Source organism: Enterovibrio nigricans DSM 22720, from assembly GCF_900167155.1.
Taxonomy (GTDB): Bacteria; Pseudomonadota; Gammaproteobacteria; order Enterobacterales; family Vibrionaceae; genus Enterovibrio; species Enterovibrio nigricans.
Genome location: NZ_FUXU01000005.1, coordinates 118,940 through 136,425, shown reverse-complemented (window position 1 = coordinate 136,425; position 17,486 = coordinate 118,940). Strand labels below are relative to the sequence as shown.

At 48.8% G+C, this 17,486-nt stretch carries 19 protein-coding genes and 1 pseudogene; 11 read left to right on the top strand and 9 right to left on the bottom strand.

Annotated features, from left to right (window positions below):
- The 6 genes and pseudogenes from B5D35_RS03595 to B5D35_RS03570 form a co-directional block, all read left to right on the top strand.
- Positions 1-211 (top strand): annotated as a pseudogene (locus tag B5D35_RS03595) (group II intron reverse transcriptase/maturase); the annotation flags it as partial.
- Between the two features lie 120 nt (positions 212-331).
- Complete coding sequence (gene metN, locus B5D35_RS03590; RefSeq protein WP_078751229.1) at positions 332-1,366, top strand: methionine ABC transporter ATP-binding protein MetN; 1,035 nt, start codon at positions 332-334, stop codon at positions 1,364-1,366.
- Positions 1,356-2,048 carry a methionine ABC transporter permease gene (locus B5D35_RS03585; RefSeq protein WP_078751228.1) on the top strand — a complete coding sequence of 231 codons (693 nt, stop codon included), beginning with the start codon at positions 1,356-1,358 and terminating at the stop codon, positions 2,046-2,048. The genes metN and B5D35_RS03585 overlap by 11 nt, the downstream gene beginning before the upstream one ends.
- 47 nt (positions 2,049-2,095) lie before the next feature.
- Complete coding sequence (locus B5D35_RS03580; protein ID WP_078751227.1) at positions 2,096-2,911, top strand: MetQ/NlpA family lipoprotein; 816 nt, start codon at positions 2,096-2,098, stop codon at positions 2,909-2,911.
- Positions 2,912-3,024: 113 nt separating this feature from the next.
- A complete protein-coding gene (locus tag B5D35_RS03575; protein WP_078751226.1) occupies positions 3,025-3,789 on the top strand; it encodes a sulfite exporter TauE/SafE family protein in 765 nt (254 codons plus the stop codon).
- A gap of 13 nt (positions 3,790-3,802) precedes the next feature.
- A complete protein-coding gene (locus B5D35_RS03570) occupies positions 3,803-4,072 on the top strand; it encodes an Rdx family protein (protein WP_078751225.1) in 270 nt (89 codons plus the stop codon).
- On the opposite strand, the gene B5D35_RS03565 is transcribed toward B5D35_RS03570, so the two are convergent.
- Genes B5D35_RS03565 through B5D35_RS03550 form a run of 4 tightly spaced genes read right to left on the bottom strand, consistent with a single transcriptional unit; the run spans position 4,069 to position 6,344 of the window.
- The gene (locus B5D35_RS03565) at positions 4,069-4,464 is read right to left on the bottom strand and encodes a CBS domain-containing protein (RefSeq protein ID WP_078751224.1); all 396 of its coding nucleotides are present in this window, start codon (positions 4,462-4,464) and stop codon (positions 4,069-4,071) included. The genes B5D35_RS03570 and B5D35_RS03565 overlap by 4 nt on opposite strands.
- Positions 4,461-4,811: a P-II family nitrogen regulator gene (locus tag B5D35_RS03560; RefSeq protein WP_078751223.1), complete on the bottom strand. Its 351-nt coding sequence runs from the start codon at positions 4,809-4,811 to the stop codon at positions 4,461-4,463. Before B5D35_RS03560 ends, B5D35_RS03565 begins: the two co-directional genes overlap by 4 nt.
- A 10-nt stretch (positions 4,812-4,821) precedes the next feature.
- Positions 4,822-5,613: a DUF1538 domain-containing protein gene (locus B5D35_RS03555; protein WP_078751222.1), complete on the bottom strand. Its 792-nt coding sequence runs from the start codon at positions 5,611-5,613 to the stop codon at positions 4,822-4,824.
- Positions 5,610-6,344 carry a DUF1538 domain-containing protein gene (locus tag B5D35_RS03550; protein WP_101210463.1) on the bottom strand — a complete coding sequence of 245 codons (735 nt, stop codon included), beginning with the start codon at positions 6,342-6,344 and terminating at the stop codon, positions 5,610-5,612. The genes B5D35_RS03555 and B5D35_RS03550 overlap by 4 nt, the downstream gene beginning before the upstream one ends.
- A 232-nt stretch (positions 6,345-6,576) precedes the next feature.
- Here B5D35_RS03550 and B5D35_RS03545 point away from each other — a divergent pair, with 232 nt between their 5' ends.
- A complete protein-coding gene (locus B5D35_RS03545; RefSeq protein ID WP_078751221.1) occupies positions 6,577-7,473 on the top strand; it encodes a TIGR01777 family oxidoreductase in 897 nt (298 codons plus the stop codon).
- Between the two features lie 44 nt (positions 7,474-7,517).
- On the opposite strand, the gene B5D35_RS03540 is transcribed toward B5D35_RS03545, so the two are convergent.
- A complete protein-coding gene (locus tag B5D35_RS03540; RefSeq protein WP_078751220.1) occupies positions 7,518-9,938 on the bottom strand; it encodes an ABC transporter permease in 2,421 nt (806 codons plus the stop codon).
- Entirely contained in the window at positions 9,935-10,612 is a 678-nt protein-coding gene (locus tag B5D35_RS03535; RefSeq protein WP_078751219.1) for an ABC transporter ATP-binding protein, read from the bottom strand. The genes B5D35_RS03540 and B5D35_RS03535 overlap by 4 nt, the downstream gene beginning before the upstream one ends.
- On the opposite strand from B5D35_RS03535, the gene tesA reads away from it, so the two are divergent.
- From tesA to B5D35_RS03515, 4 genes are all read left to right on the top strand, one after another.
- The gene (gene tesA / locus B5D35_RS03530) at positions 10,611-11,219 is read left to right on the top strand and encodes a multifunctional acyl-CoA thioesterase I/protease I/lysophospholipase L1 (protein WP_078751218.1); all 609 of its coding nucleotides are present in this window, start codon (positions 10,611-10,613) and stop codon (positions 11,217-11,219) included. The genes B5D35_RS03535 and tesA overlap by 2 nt on opposite strands.
- A gap of 8 nt (positions 11,220-11,227) precedes the next feature.
- Positions 11,228-12,055 (top strand): SDR family oxidoreductase, encoded by an 828-nt coding sequence (locus B5D35_RS03525; RefSeq protein ID WP_078751217.1) that lies wholly within the window; start codon positions 11,228-11,230, stop codon positions 12,053-12,055.
- A 445-nt stretch (positions 12,056-12,500) separates the two neighbouring features.
- A complete protein-coding gene (locus tag B5D35_RS03520) occupies positions 12,501-13,355 on the top strand; it encodes a co-chaperone YbbN (protein ID WP_078751216.1) in 855 nt (284 codons plus the stop codon).
- 295 nt (positions 13,356-13,650) lie between these two features.
- Positions 13,651-15,612 (top strand): CHASE3 domain-containing protein, encoded by a 1,962-nt coding sequence (locus tag B5D35_RS03515; protein WP_332870293.1) that lies wholly within the window; start codon positions 13,651-13,653, stop codon positions 15,610-15,612.
- Between the two features lie 59 nt (positions 15,613-15,671).
- Here the strand turns inward: B5D35_RS03515 and B5D35_RS03510 are convergent, their stop codons facing one another.
- The 3 genes from B5D35_RS03510 to cueR form a co-directional block, all read right to left on the bottom strand.
- Positions 15,672-15,932, bottom strand: a complete 261-nt coding sequence (locus B5D35_RS03510; protein WP_078751214.1) for a hypothetical protein — start codon at positions 15,930-15,932, stop codon at positions 15,672-15,674.
- On the bottom strand, positions 15,920-16,870 hold the full coding sequence (locus B5D35_RS03505) for an alpha/beta hydrolase (protein WP_078751213.1): 951 nt from the start codon (positions 16,868-16,870) through the stop codon (positions 15,920-15,922). Before B5D35_RS03505 ends, B5D35_RS03510 begins: the two co-directional genes overlap by 13 nt.
- Positions 16,871-17,007: 137 nt before the next feature.
- Positions 17,008-17,403: a Cu(I)-responsive transcriptional regulator gene (gene cueR, locus B5D35_RS03500; protein ID WP_078751212.1), complete on the bottom strand. Its 396-nt coding sequence runs from the start codon at positions 17,401-17,403 to the stop codon at positions 17,008-17,010.
- Positions 17,404-17,486: the final 83 nt, after the last annotated feature.

The window sequence follows — 17,486 nt, the reverse complement described above, 5'->3', positions numbered from 1 at the left end:
TGGATGGCAATTTCATGGTTGGCAGAAAATCGCCAACATGGACTGTCACTTTAATCTGGTTCAGATAGCCCAAACCCCAATTAAAAGGCATGTGAAAATCATAAGCAAAGCTACGCCTTACGATCCCTTCTATGAACCTTACCTTAAAGAGCGTAAGCCAAAGAAACTGGGACGAAACTCGTGGTTTGATCCTGTCTTAGCTGCATTGTGATTGCTGGGTAACGTAACACGCCTTAGCGGAGGCTTGAGCCGTATGCAGTGAAAGTTGCACGTACGGTTCTTAGGAGGGCGGCACTTGGTAACAAGTGTCGCCTATCCGACAGGAAGGCGTATGATCGAAATAAAACAGGTTGATAAGGAGTTCAAACAGGGCGCGCATACTATCCATGCCCTGCGTGATATTAACCTTCACATTCCTCAGGGCAGGATTTTTGGCGTTATCGGTGCATCAGGTGCAGGCAAAAGCACACTGATCCGCATTGTTAACCTTCTTGAACGCCCAACCCGTGGAACCGTCACCGTAGACGGCATTGAACTCACTGCACTGTCTGATGCTGAACTGACCAAAGAATGTCAGAAGATCGGCATGATTTTCCAACACTTCAATTTATTGTCATCACGCACTGTGTTTGACAACGTCGCGCTCCCATTAGAGCTCGCAGGCAAAAGCAAACAGCACATTGACGACAAGGTGTCAGAGTTGCTTGAGCTTGTTGGCCTTAGCGACAAGCACCAAAGCTACCCGTCAAATCTGAGTGGCGGTCAAAAGCAGCGTGTTGCGATTGCCCGCGCACTGGCCAGCGACCCAAAAGTTTTGTTGTGTGACGAAGCCACCAGCGCACTGGATCCAGCAACCACACACTCCATTTTGAACCTTCTGCAGACCATCAACCAAAAACTGGGACTCACCATCTTGCTGATCACCCACGAGATGGACGTGGTGAAGCGGATCTGCCACGAAGTGGCGATCATTGGTGACGGTGAGCTATTGGAGAACGGTCCGGTCGGTGACATCTTTGCACACCCGAAAACGGAACTGGCACGTACCTTTATTCGCTCAACACTGGATCTCTCCATTCCTCAGGAATATGCAGAGCGTCTGCAAAGCGAAAGCAAAGGCAAACTGCCCCCATTGGTTCGTCTAGAGTTTACGGGCGCGAGTGTGGATGCACCACTCGTGAGCCAGATCTCCCGCAAATTCAATATAGATGTCAGCATTTTGAGTGCAGACATGGACTACGCGGGCGGCGTGAAATTCGGCCTGATGTTGGCAGAGTTTTTCGGTGAAGAGAACGATGTGAATCAATCGTTGGCGTATTTGAAGGAACACAATATCAATATCGAGGTGCTGGGCTATGTCGCTTAATATCGCAAGCATTTCAGGCTGGTTCGCTGAAAACGAACGTCTGGTAAATCTTCTTATCGAAGCCCTCGGCCAAACCCTTACCATGGTGCTCGTTTCAGGCGCAATTGGCTTTTTGTTTGGTATCCCGCTGGGCGTATTGCTTCATCTGAGTAAGCCTCGCGGCCTGCTGGAAAACAAAGCACTGAACAAGGTTCTGGGGACGGTGGTAAACATTGGTCGCTCAATCCCGTTCATCATTTTGCTGGTCGCCATCATCCCGTTTACCCGCTTTGTGGTAGGCAGTTCAATTGGTACCGCGGCTGCAATCGTGCCACTGACGGTAGGTGCAATCCCCTTCATTGCGCGATTGGTTGAAGGTGCACTGCTAGAAGTACCATCCGGCCTTGTTGAAGCGGCGCAATCTATGGGGGCAACCCCACTGCAAATCATCCGAAAGGTACTGCTTCCTGAAGCGCTACCCGGCATTTTAAATGGCGTCACCATCACTCTGATTACATTGGTGAGCTATTCCGCAATGGCGGGAGCTGTTGGCGGGGGCGGTCTGGGTGATGTCGGCATTCGCTACGGTTATCAACGTTTCGATGGCACCGTCATGATGATCACCATTGTCATGCTGGTGATACTGGTTCAACTCATTCAATCTGCGGGCGACTATCTAGTGAAGCGCGTTGACCACAGATAACGATACAAAAATTAAAACATGGATTTTTCAATTTAAGGAGATGCGTTATGAATTTCACACTTAAGAAGATAGCAACCGTTGTTGGTTTGGCATCCGTATTGGCACTGACTGGCTGTGGTAAAGAAGAACAGACTGTCGATCTGAGCAAAGTGAAAATTGGTGTTATCGCAGGTGCAGAAGAGCAAGTTGCTGAAGTTGCCGCCAAGATTGCCAAAGAGAAATACGGACTGGATGTAGAACTCGTTACTTTCTCTGACTATGTGACGCCAAACGCAGCGCTGGAAGAAGGGTCAATTGACGCAAACGCATTCCAGCACAAACCGTATCTGGATCAGCAAATCACCGACCGTGGTTACAAATTTGAAATTGCGGGCAACACACTGGTTTACCCAATCGCGGGTTACTCAAACAAAGTAACCTCCGTTGACCAAATTGAAGATGGCGCACAAATCGCCGTACCTAACGACCCAACGAACCTTGGCCGTTCTTTGTTACTGCTTGAGAAGCAGGGTTTGATTGAAGTGAAAGACGAAGCCGGTCTGGGTGCAACAGTGCTTGATATTATCAGCAACCCGAAAAACTTGGACATTGTAGAGCTTGAAGCTGCGCAGCTTCCTCGCTCACTGGATGACGTAACGCTGGCTATCATCAACAACACGTTTGCTAGCTCTATCAACCTGACACCAGAAAAAGACGGTATCTTTGTCGAAGATAAAGAGTCTCCTTACGTGAACCTGATTGTGGCGCGTGCGGATAACGTAAAAGCGCAAAACGTACAACAGTTTGTGCAAGCGTACCAAACTGATGAAGTGTACAACGCCGCGGCAGAAGTGTTTGATGGCGGTATCGTAAAAGGCTGGTAATTCCTCATTATTGCCACTCTCTCCAAAAGCCTGTGACTCCACAGGCTTTTTTCTTGGCAAGTACTGAGCATCATGTTATCAACGCTGCACACTAGATTGTTTATAGAGTGAATATGGATTTTCTCTCCACCTTGGGCCTGTTTATTGGGTCATTATTGGCAAACACCTTTGCTGCTCTTGCTGGCGGCGGTGCCGGCCTGTTACAGCTCCCCCTTTTACTCTTTCTCGGCCTGACGTTTTCCGTTGCACTTGCAACGCATAAAGTGGCGTCTGTTGCTCTTGGTTTAGGTGCCGCCCTCAAACATTGGAAAAGTGGCAATCTTGACCTGCCGTTAACTGCGTACGTGACCATCGCTGGGGCTGCTGGCGTTGTAGGCGGAGCGAATCTTATTCTGTTTGTGCCTGGGCCGATTGCCGAAGCACTCCTTGGTGCCTTTATCATTGCTCTTGGCATTTACTCTCGGATGCGAAAGTCGCTCGGGCAGGAGGCCAACCCAAAACATCGAGATACGATCGGCATGATCATCGGTTGCCTTGGACTCAGTGCAATCGGTTTACTGAACGGTTCTTTGACAGCGGGGACCGGGCTTTTTGTTACCCTGTTTCTGGTCAGATGGTTCGGGCTTGACTACAAACAAGCCGTCGCACTAACGTTGGTGAGTGTTGGGATTTTCTGGAATGGATTGGGCGCCACCACATTGGCAATTGCTGGCGCTGAAATATACTGGCCATGGATCCCTGCGCTGTTGGTTGGCTCATTGATGGGCGGATATTTGGGTGCGTATCTCGCCGACAAATACAGCAATAAAATGATTAAAGTGGCCTTTGAAGTTCTGACGTTTGTCGTGGGTGCCAAGCTGCTAATGGGCGTGTTATAACGAGGGGAAAGTGATGGTTAACATCGATATTTATTACTGTCGACAATGTAATTGGATGCTTCGCTCTACCTGGATGGCGCAAGAGTTACTCTCTATATTCAGTGAAGAGATCACGAGTCTTACGCTGCACCCAGATACGGGAGGACGATTTGAGATCCTTTGCAATGGCACGTTAATTTGGGAACGCAAACGCGATGGCGGGTTCCCCGAGGCCAAGGAATTAAAACAACGCGTCAGAGATATTTTCGATCCTGAGCGCGATCTTGGCCACAACGACCGTTAGTCAGCCAACATGCCGTACATCACAATGCTGTTGTAGCTGACAACCCCCAAGACTTCGCCATTTTCAATAACAGGTGCTCGACTGATACCAAAGCGCTCAAACAGTCGGGCGCAGTATTTCACATTCATGTTTGGCGACACGCTAAGCGCAGGTTTCGTCATGATTTCATAGACATTAACACGCTCCGGCGATCGATTCTGAGACAGCACTTTTTTCGCGATGTCGTTCATCAACACAAAGCCAAACTCGTCATCATCATCCCGTTTTTTGATCACCAATGCTTTTATCTGGCGATCACGGGCGATGCGAATCGCCTCTGCCACCGTAGTTAAACCATCAATCAACGCAAAGTCATCTTTCATGACATCACTCACGCGCTTGGTTAGCTTCATAATTCCTCCTCAACCTTACTGCTCAATTCCTGCACCTGATGCGCCACGCCCACAGCATCTTCTACATCCAGCTGGACCGCGATCCCTTTGCCCGACGACGCATCAAATTCGCCAACCTCATTAATGGTTTCGAGAATTGCACGCGCCAGATGTTCTTCAACCAAAAAAAGTACCACGTCTCGCTGTACGTCCAGCGTCAGTCCAAAGAATGTTTTCTTCTTGGTCAGCCCTTCACCACGCGCATTATTGATGACTGTGGCACCGGTAGCACCTGCCTTTCTGGCCGCATCAAGCACTGCATCAGTTTTTGAGTCTTCGATGAAGGCAACGATTAACTTAAACCGCATTGGATTACCTCTATTCTTCTTGTGCTTGCTGGCGTTTTGCCAGCCGCTCCGTTATTTGGGCATACCCCATGACCGTGATCATGGGGAAAAGACTGGCAAAGGCGATAAGGCCAAAGCCATCAATTAAAGGGCTTCTTCCTGGCACTGTAGATGCAAGACCGAGGCCAAGCGCTGTTACGAGTGGCACGGTGACAGTCGACGTGGTCACGCCACCCGAATCATAGGCCAACGGCACAATGAACTTGGGCGCGAAGTAGGTCTGGATCACCACAAACACATAGCCGGTGATGATGTAGTAATGAATCGGATCACCGGCGACGATGCGATAGCAGCCAAGTGAGATCCCCATAGAGACCCCAAGCGCAACAGAAAAACGCAAACCATTCACACTGATCGCGCCGCCTGACACCTGTGACGCTTTGATTGCAACGGCGATCAACGATGGTTCGGCTACTGTGGTACTAAACCCTATCGCAGCGGCAAATACATAGACCCAATAGTAATGATGCCACTCCACGACGAGCGGCATGCTCTCCCCTTCACCGAAGAGAAATTCGGGTGTGGTTAACTGAATCGCCATGGACTCGCCGAGTGGAAACAGCGCTAATTCGAGACCCATAAGAAAAAGGGACAGCCCAATCAAGACATAAACAAACCCGAAGATAATGCGTCTCATATTGGCAATGGGCTGGCGCAGCACTGCAAATTGAAAACCAAAGATGATGCATACGATGGGAAATACATCGCGTACAGTCGAGAAAAGCGTATCGACAAAGGTTGGGATAAGAGCGCTGAACGTCATGCCAACACCATCCCGTAAACCATGACAAAAATCATCGGTGATAAGGATGCGAAGGCAATCAGACCAAAGCCGTCGACCATGGGATTACGACCTTTAATGACCGTTGCCAAACCCACACCGAGCGCGGTCACCAAAGGTACGGTGATGGTGGATGTCGTCACTCCGCCAGAATCGTACGCTATGCCTATGATGTATCGCGGCGCCAACATCGTCATCAGCACCACCAGTAAATATCCTCCAATGATGATGAGGTGAATAGGCCAACCCTTAAGAATGCGAAGAACACCCAACATGATGGCAAAACCAACCGACAGTGCGACAGTGACCCGTAAACCGTTGGCGTAAGTTTCCTGTGCCGCTTCCTCCATCGCAATCATGCCGCCTTCTGCGGCAACTTCTGCCGCTTCTGCCGCAACAGCGGTTAAAGCGGGTTCTGCAATGGTCGTTCCGAAACCGAGAAGAAAAGCAAAGAGCATCAACCAAAACACACTGCCCTTTCTCGCAAGCGCATGTGCCATGGATTCGCCGATCGGAAATAAGCCCATCTCAAGGCCAAAGACAAAAAAGGTCAGCCCCATCACAACAAGGACGAGACCCACAAGAATAGATACGCTGTCCGGCATGGGTTGTTGCAAGACAACAATTTGGAAAAATCCAATAACAAGGATGATTGGAAGTAAATCCTTAAAACTTCCAAGCATCGCACTCAATAATGCGGTGATTCCTTTCACATTGACTCCGAATAGCCAGATTTAATTCATCGGGAAAAGATGGAGAATGGAAAACAGACAAATGCCTATCTAACAGTGCGCCAGTGTAAAGAAAATTTCCATCACACTTTGTCTATAGGGTGATAAATGTAACAAGGTTTTTCAGGGGCTCAGGAAGAAGAGTGTCCCGAGATGATCAATTAACCAATTGAATGCATACTGGATCTATTAAACGCATTGAAGGATGCTCACCATGCATATTCTTATCACTGGCGGAACCGGGTTAATCGGACGCGTGCTGATCGATCAGCTTTCCGACCATCAGATCACCTTATTGACCCGCTCGGCATCGAATGCGAACTCGATGTTTTCTCGCGAATTAACGTGTGTTGAAAATCTCGATGACCTGCCGGACTTCAATGACATTGATGCGGTAATCAACCTTGCTGGTGAGCCTATTGTCGACAAGCGTTGGTCTGATCAGCAAAAAGGGATCATATGCTCCAGCCGCTGGGGCATCACCGAGCAGTTAGTGAAGAAAATTCTCGAAGCCGATAATCCACCACACACATTCATCAGTGGGTCGGCTGTCGGTTACTACGGCAACCAAGGAGACAAGATCCTAGATGAAACGTTTGAATCTGACGCCACCGATTTTGCCCACACTGTGTGCGAAAATTGGGAGAAAATTGCCGTTCGCGCAAAGGCTGCAAAAACGCGGGTTTGCTTACTGCGCACCGGGATCGTTTTAAGCAAAGACGGGGGTGCACTAAAGAAAATGTTACTGCCCTATCAGTTGGGACTCTGTGGGCCAATGGGTAAGGGTAAACAGTATTTCCCTTGGATCCACATCGATGACATGGTGGGCGGCATATTGCATCTCCTTTATACCAAAGACGCGCACGGTCCCTTCAACTTAACAGCACCCAACCCCGTCACAAATAAAGTGTTCAGTCAGGTTCTTGCGGCCGCGTTGCATCGCCCGCATCTTCTTTTCACACCGCCTTTTGTCATCAAATTGATGTTGGGTGAAGCAGGTCAACTACTGTTAGAAGGACAACGCGCAATTCCTAAAGCACTCGAAGCATCGGGCTACTCTTTTGTATATAGCGAAATACGCCCCGCTCTGGATAACCTTTTTGCCAAATAGACAAAAACGGCACGAAAAACGTAACGTGCCGTTTTCTATTTTGTTTACCGCTTTAACGGCTCAAGCAGGCCTTTAATCATCCAAGCGACGGTGATGAACACCAAGCCCACAGCCAATACAGGCAAACTCAACCACACTTCGGGATGCAATCGAACAGGCAACTCCACCCCCCATTTGAGTAAGCCTGCCATCGCAAGCTCTGCGCCGCCAACCGCCATACAACCTGACACTAATGCCATGATGCCGTATTCCGCCCAAAGCGTGGTATTGATGCGCTTTTTGCTCGCACCCAACGTGCGATACAGCATGATTTCCCGCTGCCTTTCCGCAAGGGTAATGCGCAGTAAGGTCAACAGCAACAGCAGTCCGCTGACCACAGCAAGACCAGCCAACACAGACAGTGACATACTGATCTGACGCAAAATAACTTGAATGCGCTCGCTCATGGTACGAAGATCCAGCAAGGTTACCGTCTGGAAATCACGCCCCAATGCATTGATGATGTCACTTTGCGCCTGCTCCAGTCTAAAGCTAACCAACCAGTTTGCGGGCAAAGACTCCACCAGCGCTGGGTCAAAGATGAAGTAGAAGTTCGGCTTCATGTTGCGCCACTCAACGTCTCGAATAGAATTTACCGTCGCATCAAACTCCTGACTGTTGACACTGAAAGTCAGTACATCACCAACTCTGAGTCCCAAGCGTTGCGCGATGCCCTCTTCCACAGAAACCCCGCCTTCACTCGGCCATTCCCCATCCAAAACCACATTGTGGCTGGGCAGGGTGTCTCGCCATGTGAAATTCAACTCACGACGAAGTGCTTCATCGCGTTCTTTTCGGTCAGGCTCTAGCTCGGCATAACTTGTTCCATTCCGGCCGACCAAGCGACCGCGAATAACCGGGTAGGCTTCCGAGCGGCTGAGATTGTTATCATCCAGACGCGAAACGTAGTCATCCAACTCATGCTTCGCAATGTTGAGTGCAAACACGTTAGGGGCTTCTGGCGGCAGGGTTTGCTGCCAATCGTTCAGTAAGTCCGTTCTCAACAGCCAGATAATAGACAGCAGCATAAAGGAGGTAGCTAGCGCCCCTAATTGTGCGCCGCTTGCAGCTGGATTACGCGTAATACGGCTGAGTGCGAGTTTGAACGCTGGCCGTTTCACTCGGCGTTGGGCAAAGCGCAGTATCAGCACGCCAATCGCCGCCAGCAAGCTAAGCATGACCACCAATGCAGCCAATACCAACCACATCAGCCTGTTATCATAAGACCACGCAATCAAGGCAAAAAGAGGGACCGACGCCAATAGCCAGCTCCACGGATTTTTTCGCGCTTTTACTGCGCCTTGAGACTGCAACACACTATTCGCAGGCGCATCGATTAAGCGGATAAGCGGAATCCCCAGTGCTGGCAATGCCACCAGCAACGCAACAAGTGGGCCCAATAGCCAAGGTAAAGCACCGTAGCTCGGTAAAGGCGATGGCAGCACATCGGCTAACGGCAATCTCAGCAAGTATTCCAGACCTGCCCCCAACCCTAAGCCAATCACCGAGGCAAACGCCATCAACATAACAAGCTGCCGAGTCAACCACTGTCGGACCCAACGTCGCTGGGCACCCAGACTTTTCACCATGGCCAATGTTTGCGTCCGACTCTCCACGTAATGCTGACAGGTCAGCAGCAACGTGGCTGCCGCCATGATGATCACCAGCACAACCGTTAACGACAAATAACCGCGGCTTCGATCCAGCATGTCGCCAGTTCTGTCGCCTGTATTTTCATCGATCCAACGCTGCCCTTCCTGCACAGAATGCGCAGCTTTTACATTGGCCAGTGCACCGTCGTTTCCTTTGAAGAAATAACGATAATTCACACGACTACCCGGCCTCACAACCCCTGCGGCATCCACATCGCTCTGGTGCATCATTGCCGCAGGCATTTGACTGAATGGGTTAAACGAAAGCTCAGGCTCAGAAATGATTTTTCCCGATACGGACAACGCCATATCCCCCACATCGACACTGTCACCGATTGATACATCGAGCAGAGTGAACAAGCGCTCTTCCAACCACAATTCACCGGGTTGTACGCTGCCGTGCAGGGCATTCTGCTGTTGAAGTTCTAACGTACCGCGTAGCGGGTAATTGCTATCAACTGCTTTAACACTGATGAGCTGCATATTTTCATCACTGAATGCCATGGTTCCAAAGCGCGTTTGATTTGAGGTTTCCACACCCAGTGCATCAAACTTCGCCAGCGCGTTCTCGGACAAGGGCTGGTTACTACGCAGCACTAAATCCGCAGCCAGCATGGAGCGGCCTTGCTGCGTTAACACCGATTCAATTCGCGCCGCCAAGGCGGACAACGCGAAAACACACGCGATAATCAGCGCTAACGCTGCAACAACTGGCCATAGCTGACCGTGAAACAGTTCGCGCCATGCCCAGCGCCAGACTAAAGTTCGCCTCATACCGCCCCCACCAATTCGCCCGCATTGAGGTGTAATGTCCGATGGCAGCGGTCAGCCAAAACAGGATCATGCGTGACTAAAATCAGAGTGGTGCCGTGATCCCGATTTAAAGAAAAAAGAAGATCGATCACCGTTGACGCCGTGTGCTGATCAAGATTTCCTGTTGGTTCATCAGCAAATAACACACGAGGGCGAGTCATAAACGCACGGGCAATGCCGACACGTTGCTGTTCACCACCGGAAAGTTGAGACGGTAAATGGGTTTCTCGACTCGCCAAACCGACCGCTTTAAGGAGTGCCATCGCCCTTTCTTCATCTTCGTCGTCACCGCGAATCGTACAGGGCAGTAAGACATTTTCTAACGCGGTTAAAGAAGGCACCAATAAAAAACTTTGAAACACAAAACCGATAGCGTCTGCGCGAATGGCAGCCCGTTCATCATCCGACAGTGTAGAGAGCGGTGAACCGAGCAATTCAATTTCACCATGACTTGGCGTATCTAGTCCTGCTAACAACGTCATCAGTGTCGATTTACCTGCCCCTGAAACCCCAACTAAAGCAATGCTTTCCCCCTGCTCGACCTGAAGCGAAACATCCTGCAAAATGGTTAGAGTCTGCGCATTGGTCGTCACAATTTTTGAGACGTTGTTAGCCCTAATCACTGGAGTTGTCATGTTTCGTATCCTTACATTTTGTCTTCTGATTGTTAGTCACAGCAGTGCTGCTCAAACGCTGATGGTGCTAGGTGACAGCCTAAGTGCTGGCTACCAAATGGCGATCGAGAAAAGCTGGCCGTCCTTGATGGAGCCGAAACTCACCGCCAATACGCCCATCACGAAAGTGATCAATGCCAGTATTTCCGGCGATACAACGGGCAACAGTCTTGATAGGCTGCCGCAATTACTCGCACAACATAAACCTGACTGGGTGATGATCGAATTAGGTGCAAACGACGGATTGCGAGGCTTTCCACCTAAGAAAATACGGTCAAATCTGCAAGAACTGATCACTATCAGTGCGGAAAGCGGCGCAAATGTGATGCTGATGCAAATCCATATTCCACCTAATTATGGTCAACGATACAGCAATGCTTTCGCCAATATCTATCCAGAGTTAAGTAAGGAAATGCAAATCCCACTTTTACCCTTCTTTATGGAAAAGGTCGTGATGACCGACGGGTGGATAATGCCCGATGGACTACATCCAAAAGCAAAGGCACAGCCTTGGATTGCAGAATTTATGACAAACACAATGTCGCCCTATTTAAACCAACAAGGATGAGTATTTTCATGACGAAATCGGTCTTAATCACCGGATGCTCAACAGGAATAGGCTATGCCTGCGCCCATGCGTTAGTGAAAAATGGCTTTAACGTGATCGCATCTTGCCGAAAGCAAGAAGACGTTAAAAGACTAAAGGAAGAGGGCCTCAACTGTATTCAGTTAGATTTGGCCGATACAGACAGTATCCTTTCTGCAGTGAAGAAAGTGGCAAAGCAAACCGACGGGAAACTCTTCGCGCTGTTTAACAACGGTGCTTATGGGCAACCTGGTGCGCTCGAAGATCTCCCCACTCAAGCGCTAAGAACTCAGTTCGAAACCAACGTTTTCGGTTGGCATACACTGACACAAGCCGTGATCCCCATGATGATGCAAAATGGTTCAGGCCGTATTGTGCAAAATAGTTCTGTTTTGGGGTTTGTCGCGCTGAAATACCGGGGGGCTTACAACGCGAGTAAGTTTGCCATCGAAGGATACACAGATACGCTGAGGTTGGAACTTGAAGACACCCCGATTCAGGTGAGCTTGATTGAACCGGGTCCAATTGAAAGCCGTTTTCGTGCTAACGCACTGACTGCCTTTTTCAAAGCCATCAACCTCCATGACAGCAGACACGAAGCCAGCTATTTAAAACAGAAGCAACGTCTGGAGAGTGAAACGTCAGGCAGTAAATACACCTTACCTTCGGAAGCGATTGTCGAACCTCTTTTGCATGCACTCACGGCACCAAAAGCAAAAATCCGCTACCGAGTGACTAAACCCACGCAGTACATGGCGATATGTAAACGCGTTTTATCTTCACGCATGTTGGACAAAATGCTTTCGGAAGGTAGTTAATGGTATAGAGGATCCCAAAGATCCTCTTAAAAACAATTCTGTCAGATTCACAGTACTGTCATAAAGAGTGGGTATTCTTCCTACCATACCGTGAAACACCTGTCACCCTCTTCATCTTCGATATGAAGCAAGTCGGATCAGGCCGTAAGCGGGGATTACAAAAAGAACGAATTTCCCCCAAAGGAGCCGGACTATGTCCCTAAGTCAACTGAACTGGCTCTGTTTGAGTGTTACGCTGGCAGTTTTGCTTGTGTTCTAAGTCAGCGTTTCATATCGACGAGCACAAAAAGAATGCCGCTGTGAAGACAGCGGCATTTTTATATCTTCAAATTGCCTTTGCGCCCATTTTCAAAGTGATACAGACACAAGTTCACAACTTAATGCCTTGAATTTTCCGCCAGCTCCCCCCACCTTTAGAGCATTACTCCATAGATCAGGCAACACCATGCAACCGAATTACATTGTTGAACTTACCGAACAGAACTTTCAGCAGGTTCTGGAAGGCTCCGTCGAGACGCCGGTACTGATCCACTTTTGGGCACAAATGAGCCCTGAAAGCACAGAAATCATTCCCGCATTGGAAAAACTCGCCCATGAGTACAACGGCGCGTTCACGCTCGCATTACTAAACTGCGAACAACAGCAAATGCTGGCAGCGCAGTTTGGCGTGCGCTCACTCCCTACTCTCGCGTTGTTTAGCAAAGGCCAGCCCGTTGATGGCATTGCAGGGCCTCAAACTGAGGAATCTGTGCGTGAGTTATTGACCCGCCACTTACCAAGCCAAGACGAAATGGCTTTTAAACATGCTCTATCGTTGATCAGTGAAGAAAACTATACGGACGCACTTGCACAACTGAAGTTACTTGAAGGAACGCTGGGAGAGCAAGGTGCATTCAAGCTTGCACTCGCCGAGTGCTATGTCGAAACCCAACAATATGATGCGGCAGAAGCAATGCTTAATACCGTATTGATGCAAGACCAAGATGCGCAATACAAAGCGCTCGTTGCAAAAGTTGAGCTTCACAAGCAGGCCGCGGATACCCCAGAAATTCGCGAGCTTCAACACGCCTACGAAGCGGACCCTGAGAACGCAGAGCTGGCGTACGAACTGGCCATTCAATACAGCCAGGTCAACCGCCAAGAAGAAGCGTTAGAACTTTTGATTGGCCTGCTGCGCAATAACCTCAACTTTGCCGACGGCGATGCAAAGAAAACCATGATGGATATTCTGGCTGCACTTGGCCAAGGCAATGAGCTGGCGAGTCGTTACCGCCGTCAACTATATGCATTGCTCTATTAAAGCTCAGAGACTTTTGCGGAGCTAAACACGACGCGAAAAACTTCCTCCTAGGTTGCTCCGGTCCATTAACGGGGCACCTCTTCTCTTTTCTAAACCTCCCCCCTTTCCCTTTCCTTTCTACGTCTATCGCAATAGATAACTACCCCCGTTTTCGATATCACAACACCATTGCATTTTGCATTCTCAGTTTCGAGATATGATTCGCAAAATTGGTCTACACTTTTTTTGAACCTAAATGATTACTTCCATTTAAAGCAGCTTGATTAGACGTTCTGGTCAGGGGGACACCGTGTTAATGAACAATTTAACCATCAAAACAAAGCTCCTAGTAGGTAACTTAATTACAGGTCTGTTACTTGTTGTTCTTTGTGGTATTGCTTGGAATGGCATTAACACAATGGACCAAACCGCAGACATGGTATCGCATACCCACAAAGTCATTAATAACTCTAATGGCCTCGTCAATGCCATGGTGGATAAAGAGACTGGCCTGAGAGGTTTTGCCATAGGCGGTGAAGAAGAGTACTTAGAACCCTATCACGGCGGCTTAAAACAGTTCCAAGAAAAGCTAGATACCGTAAAAAACCTCACCAGTGACAACCCTGCTCAGCAAGTACGCTTTGACGACGTGGCAAAAGATGCTGCGGAATGGGATGCCTATGCGGAAAGTGTCATCGCCCTTCGCAGAGACATTCGAGAAGGTGATACTGCCAATTCTAAACTGAAAGCATTGATTGAATCAGGCGTTGGTAAACAAAAGATGGACGGGTTAAGGGCTGAAATTGACAACGGCCAATTTGGGTTGGGGGGCGATCGCTTACTCGGGGCAATGGTAAATATGGAAACTGGCCTTCGTGGCTTTATGCTCAACCGTCAAGAAGCCTATTTAGAACCGTATAATTCTGGGAAGCAAACCGCAGAGAGAATCCTCAGGACAATTCAAGGCACCCAGCTTGCCAAAGATGCTCAAGGTTGGATTGACGGGTATGCAGAAAAAGCGATTGCCACCGTAAGGGAAGCCAATAATTTCGCTACATCTGCTGACTTGTATGCCAAGCTTTCTAAGAAAGAAGGCAAAGCTTACATGGACGGCTTGAGGCAAAAAGTCGCGACGATTGTGTCGATTGAACAAGATCTCATGACGCAGCGCACGGACGCCGCAAACAACGCATCCTCATTGGCCTCCAATGTTATTATCTACGGAGGCATGGCAACACTTGTTATCGCTGTTCTCTTCGGTATGTTTGTATCAAACTCGATTACCAAACCCATCAGCAAAGTCGTTGCAGCTGCAGGTCAACTTTCAAAAGGTGATTTGACATTTAGGCTGGAGAAAGGTGGGAACACGAAAGTTGGGCAACTGCAAAACGCGTTACGAGAAACGGCCGAAAATCTTAGTGATATCATCAGCAAGATGGCCACAGCCAGTGACAAACTAAGCCGTGCATCGACGGATCTGGGTGAAACCACCAATGTCACCAGTGTCGGCGCACAAAACCAGTTAAAAATGGCTGATCAGGTTGCCAATGGCATGTCGGAAATGGCCAGCGTTGTTAACGATGTATCAAGTAATGCTGAAGCGGTAGCACGACTTGCAGATGAAGCCAATGGCGAAGCACAGTCTGGTTTGAAAGTGGTTCAAGAAACCATAAGCAGCATTCAGACGCTTGAAAACGAAGTAAAAACCACAGCCAACCGCCTGAATGAGCTAGCGCAGGAAACTGATAATATCGGCGGGATACTCGATGTTATTCTTGGCATTGCTGACCAAACCAACCTACTTGCACTGAATGCGGCGATTGAAGCGGCGAGGGCCGGTGAACAAGGACGAGGGTTTGCGGTCGTTGCCGATGAGGTGCGAGGCTTGGCCCAACGGACCCAAAACTCCACTTCTGAAATCCAAAGCCTGATAGAAAGACTGCAACAAGGTACGCGTGAAGTGGTGACTAGCATGGAAAAAAGTAGTGCTATCGTGCAATCCAGCGTCGAAGATGCGAGTAAATCAGGCGGCGCATTTAACACTATCACAAAGGCCATCGGAGAAATTCAGCAATTCAGTACATTGAATGCGACAGCATGTGAAGAGCAGAGTGCGACGACGAACGAAATCAATAAAAATGTGCAAGAGGTCAGCAGCATTTCTAAAGAAAGTGCAAACAGTGCTGAAACAACGGTACAAGCAAGCCGAGAGCTTTCCCAGCTTGCAGGCACTCTTCAAGGTATCGTTGGGCAGTTCAAACTGAGAGCGGCGTCCTGATACACACCTCAAACGCTCCTATGTAAAAAACGCCGCTCTGTTTAGAGCGGCGTTTTTTATCAATAGCGTATGATTTCCAAGCCATCCACCTGAGCGGGCAAAGCGGCTCCATTGAAGTGGTGATCGAAGAATCCCAGAATTTGTTGGTTGGATGACTGATGCATGAATTGAGGATCAATTTGACCCGTTATCCCCATGAAAGAAACACCCGGTAAGTGGTTTATATCCGAGAAGTTCATGTGAGCCGCACCCTCAAACAAGACTTCACAACTGCCTGTCGATTCAAGGGAAGCAAGCAGTGCCTTGTTTACCCAGGCCATGCTCTCTTTCGCTGGCGCAGTGCTGGTATCGCCGTAAACACACAGATAGGTGCGCGACTTTTTATGTCCGTTCCCGCTGCTTGTACTGAACTTGGGTAGATATAGCTATCCATCGACAGCGCCGCTTTGATTTGCGGATTATTAAACGCCAAGTGCGCAGCGACACTGCCCCCAAACGAGTGTCCGAAAACGCCAATACGTGCTAAATCCAATTGTGCAGAAAACGGTAAATCTGGGTGAGTCACTGCCAAAGAAGAAAGCGCATTGAGAACCAACTCGTTATTGCTCACCCATTGCTGGATAATTGCAGGCATTGATTTAAAGAGACCAGTCTCCAACGACGCGGCGGCTGCGATCCATTGTTCAACTGACTGGCTTGCACGCATAGCTTCAGAGGTGCGATCCCCAATCTCGATGGACTGAGCAATATCTTCTTGATTCAAAGGGTTGCTTTGGTATACCAAATCATCGTCTTGGCTTTTGGTCACTAAACTATGCGTCGGGTGGCTGAGTGAAAGAACGATGTATCCCTGACTGGCTAACTCTTCCATTTGTGTCAGGTTCTGCGTAGCGAATGAACCAAAACCGTGGTTAAACAAAAGAACGGGGTATTTACCTTCCATGGCGTCAGCATCCATGATCGCATGGGAGGGCCGATTGTCTTCCAGCAGGGCGGCAGGTAGTCCCTGTTGCTGACTCAAGGCTTCGGCTAAGTAGGTTGCCATATAGGGGAATGATTCGCCCTCGCTGGCTTTCGCTGGATACCATGCGGTTACTGATACCCATACTTTTCCATTTCTTACATCAAATTCGCTAATACCGATTGAATGCTCACCAGTGGGAACTGGCTTTTCGGGGGCTGGCATCAGAAAAATCAAAGCACCCAATACAAGTAGCAAGCTAACAAAGACACCACCAATAATTTTTATCACTTTCATCGCCGTATCCAGTCTCTAACGTTCGTGACTGAATGCTCTCATGCCTTTGACTAAATGATTAATAGGCAAAAGTTTCCTTTTGAACTTATTAGATTGACTTCAAAGTTGTGCTGCCATTTTTGCAGGGTTACGCCCCATTATTCTTCGCCTTTAGAAAGCGCCTCAATGATTGGGCAGCATGCACTATCATTACCTGGGCAGGAGCTTGCCAGCGTTTTCAATGATGTTTTCGTGGCCTGTAGTTCTTTGATCTTCTCGTCGATCTCGGTGATTTTCTCTAACGCTTTTTGCTTCACGTCTGCACTGCGTCGGTTAGGATCGCGCGACATCTCCAACAAGGCCTGGCATTCGTCCAAGCTGAAGCCCACTAATCGTGAACGTTTGATCATTTGTAGCTCACTGACATGACGATCACCGTAATCACGGTAGCCGTTGTCAGTACGGTGTGGCTCACTGATCACGCCTTTCTGCTCGTAAAAGCGAATTGTTTTAGTTGTAAGACCCGTCAGGCGCGCTACTTCATTTATTTTCATTATTCACTCCTGTCAAAGTCGACCCTTGACCTTACAGTTGGTGGAAGGTTTATGCTTCGGCATTATGAACAATAGTCTTGTCT